At 43.6% G+C, this 2,982-nt stretch carries 5 protein-coding genes; 1 reads left to right on the top strand and 4 read right to left on the bottom strand.

The annotated features are described in order from the left end of the window. The first annotated feature begins 52 nt into the window (after positions 1-52). Complete coding sequence (locus tag BCT81_RS04455) at positions 53-283, top strand: DUF2798 domain-containing protein (protein ID WP_102423353.1); 231 nt, start codon at positions 53-55, stop codon at positions 281-283. Positions 284-412: 129 nt separating this feature from the next. Here the strand turns inward: BCT81_RS04455 and BCT81_RS04450 are convergent, their stop codons facing one another. The 4 genes from BCT81_RS04450 to phhA form a co-directional block, all read right to left on the bottom strand. Beyond that, on the bottom strand, positions 413-1,129 hold the full coding sequence (locus BCT81_RS04450; RefSeq protein ID WP_004736950.1) for a YebC/PmpR family DNA-binding transcriptional regulator: 717 nt from the start codon (positions 1,127-1,129) through the stop codon (positions 413-415). A gap of 96 nt (positions 1,130-1,225) precedes the next feature. After that, positions 1,226-1,435 (bottom strand): DUF3283 family protein, encoded by a 210-nt coding sequence (locus tag BCT81_RS04445; RefSeq protein ID WP_004736949.1) that lies wholly within the window; start codon positions 1,433-1,435, stop codon positions 1,226-1,228. A 251-nt stretch (positions 1,436-1,686) separates the two neighbouring features. After that, a complete protein-coding gene (locus BCT81_RS04440) occupies positions 1,687-2,025 on the bottom strand; it encodes a 4a-hydroxytetrahydrobiopterin dehydratase (protein ID WP_102423352.1) in 339 nt (112 codons plus the stop codon). After that, positions 2,015-2,809: a phenylalanine 4-monooxygenase gene (gene phhA, locus BCT81_RS04435; RefSeq protein ID WP_102423351.1), complete on the bottom strand. Its 795-nt coding sequence runs from the start codon at positions 2,807-2,809 to the stop codon at positions 2,015-2,017. The genes BCT81_RS04440 and phhA overlap by 11 nt, the downstream gene beginning before the upstream one ends. Positions 2,810-2,982 lie beyond the last annotated feature (173 nt).

Below are 2,982 nucleotides of genomic sequence, written 5' to 3'. Positions count from 1 at the left end.
GATAATTATAACCTTATCTCATCAGTTACAGAAAATCACGGGAGAAACATATATGAACAAAAAACAATTTTGGGTAACCGCGATTTTATCCTCCCTCACCATGGCAACCATCATGTCTGGGTTAATTTCTGGCTATAAAATGGGATTCAGCCACGATTGGCCGCCAATCTGGTTACAAAGCTTCTTCCTTGCTTGGCCGTGTGCCATTGTGCTGAATCTTACAGTACTCCCTTTGATTCGAAAGCTATCTGAGTGGATTTGTCGACCGCGCACGCTTTGCTAATCAGTGCTGTATTAACGGACTCTTTGTTAGCAAAAATACGGAACGATGATCAAGGCTTGTTCAATACTCAAAGCATAAAAAAACCGAGCACTAGGCTCGGTTTTTTATTAACTATTGTCACTGTAAAAATTACAGCTCAGCGTTGTGGTAAACCTGCTGAACGTCATCACAGTCATCAAGAAGGTCTAGGAACTTCTGGAACTTCTCAGAATCTTCTTCCGCTACTGGCGTCATAGTTTGAGGAACGAAAGTGATTTCCTCAACATCTAGAACTAGCTCAGGGAACGCGTTAGTTAGTGCAGTCTTCGTTTTGAAGAACTCAGTTGTTGGAGCGAATACAGTGATTACACCATCTTCTAGCTCTACATCTGTTACGTCTACGTCGTCCATCATTAGTGTTTCTAGGATGATCTCGTCATCTTCACCTTTGAACTGGAATACAGCCTGGTGAGCGAACATGTGAGAAACAGAACCTTCAACACCGATTTTCGCGCCAGTTTTAACGAAACATTGGCGAACGTCTTGGAAAGTACGGTTACCGTTGTCAGTTAGACAGTCAACGATTACGCTTGTGCCGCCTGGGCCAAAGCCTTCGTAACGAGCTGGAGCGTAGTCTTCACCACCGCCGCCGTTTGCTTTGTCGATCGCTTTGTCGATAACGTGTGCAGGAACTTGGTCTTTCTTCGCTTTAGCAATAAGGTGCTTAAGCGACAGGTTCATGTCTGGATCTGAACCACCATTCTTCGCACACATGTAAATTTCTTTACCGTATTTGGAATAAACTTTAATTTTTGCGCCAGCAGTTTTAGCCATTGAGGCTTTGCGCACTTCAAAACTTCTTCCCATCGGGATCTTCTCTCTGATTCAATTAACGGGGCAAATTCTAGCAAATTACTGTGTCATTTCAATTCTACAGCTTTGCTGAGCAAGGTTTGTCTGCGGTTATGCGACGCCCATTACTCGTTTGTATTTTTCTACAGACTGTTCAAACCACGCCTTTTCATCTGGGTCACCGAGCTTCATTGCTTCTTCAACAATGGCTTCAGGGCCACATTTAGCCTGCTTCAATTTCCATACTAGAAACGATGCCTGCTTATCCAGTTCGATTTTGTTTTTCTCGCTGGGTGGAAGGAGTGAAAGGTTGATAGACATTAGTCGCCTTCGTCTGTAATACACTTGGCCGAGAAATATATCATAGAGCAGCCTCATAAAACCAATACTATGAGTAGTAGAAAGGATTTATGAGACAAGAAACCAAGCAAGTGCTGATGCAGGTCAAGTTAGTTTAAGAGAACTTATGCCCCTTGATGAGAAAGTATCACTTATTCGACTCACCAAATGAGCCGAAGAATGAGGTATTCGAATCACAATGGCTGGAGAAGTACTTCTCCAGCCCAGAAGGACTATTCACTCTCCGCGAACACATCGCAGCGTGAGGCGCAGATGAAGTCATTTTTGTGCAGGCCTTTGATTGAGTGGCTCCACCAAGTGACGGTGACTTTGCCCCACTCTAATAAGATAGAAGGATGATGGAACTCTTCTTCTGCCAACTCTGACACTTTGTTGCTGAATGCCCATGCTTGCTTGTAGTTTTTAAATTTGTACACCTTCTCAAGCTGCGGAATGCCGTCTCTTTCGATGATTTGCCAGTCAGACAACTCCAACAAAAGAGACTGCTGCTCATCTTTACTCAGGGCAATCGCGTCAATACTGCAGGCTTCGCATTTTAATTCATTCAACATGTGTCGGTTCCTTGGGTTCAAAAAGTGGTGGTAGTAACCCCGCTTCAATTGCGAGATCAGCTTGCTGTAACAGGTTTTCTTGACTGATTTGAAATAGCTCAGCCAGATCATTAATCACATAATATTTCGGTTGCATGATGTCGATGCGATAAGGGGTTCTTAGCACCGTTTGTAAATCAAAACGCTCACGAACGGCCAAATCCCCTTCTAGCGCATAATTGGTTTCTGCTGGAGAAGAGAGAATGCCGCCGCCGTAGATTTTCAATTTATCGCCCTCTTTTACTAATCCGAACTCAACCGTAAACCAATACAAACGGGCAAGATAACCTCGCTGTTTAGAGGTGGCGGCTTGGCCTAGCTTTCCATATTGCTCAGTGAAAGCGGCAAAATCAGGGTTAGTGAGCATGGCACAGTGACCAAAAATTTCATGAAAGAAATCTGGTTCCTGTAGGTAATCAAACTCGTCTCGCGTTCTCAAAAATGTTGCTACAGGGAATCGCTTATTAGCGAGCAAATCAAAGAAACGGTCGAAATCGATCAACGCAGGTACGGGCTGTACTTGCCAACCTGTTGTTTCCTTTAGAACTTTGTTTATCTCAGGGAGTTGAGGAACTCTGTCTAATGGCAGATCAAGCAGCGTCAATCCATGCAAATAAGCTTCACATGCGCGATCATCAATGACGTCCAGTTGCCTTTTCACCAAGTCGTGCCAAATGGCGTCTTCTTCGAGGCTCCACTCAACCCATCCCTCTTGGCTCACGGGCTTAGAATGATATTGAGTCATTACGTACCTCCTTTCGAATGTCTCCCTTTAAGCCTATCCCCACTCATTGTAAGCGCCAAATTTACGCTATTTTTCGAAATAGCTCTTTATGTAACATTTTATTTACATAAATATATCAAAGCCTTATTTCCCTGATCTTTTGACTTTGTAAAACCTTCATACCAGACTGAAAT

Source organism: Vibrio sp. 10N.261.52.A1, assembly GCF_002876325.1.
GTDB classification, from domain to species: Bacteria; Pseudomonadota; Gammaproteobacteria; order Enterobacterales; family Vibrionaceae; genus Vibrio; species Vibrio chagasii.
Note: the sequence above shows the minus strand (reverse complement) of the source record. Positions and strands in the feature narration are given on the sequence as shown.

What these genes read in the sequence shown, in the direction of transcription:
- BCT81_RS04455 (WP_102423353.1), top strand. Translation starts at nt 53, where the DNA reads ATGAACAAAAAACAATTTTGGGTAACCGCGATTTTATCCTCCCTCACC.
- BCT81_RS04450 (WP_004736950.1), bottom strand. Translation starts at nt 1,129, where the DNA reads ATGGGAAGAAGTTTTGAAGTGCGCAAAGCCTCAATGGCTAAAACTGCT.
- BCT81_RS04445 (WP_004736949.1), bottom strand. Translation starts at nt 1,435, where the DNA reads ATGTCTATCAACCTTTCACTCCTTCCACCCAGCGAGAAAAACAAAATC.
- BCT81_RS04440 (WP_102423352.1), bottom strand. Translation starts at nt 2,025, where the DNA reads ATGTTGAATGAATTAAAATGCGAAGCCTGCAGTATTGACGCGATTGCC.
- phhA (WP_102423351.1), bottom strand. Translation starts at nt 2,809, where the DNA reads ATGACTCAATATCATTCTAAGCCCGTGAGCCAAGAGGGATGGGTTGAG.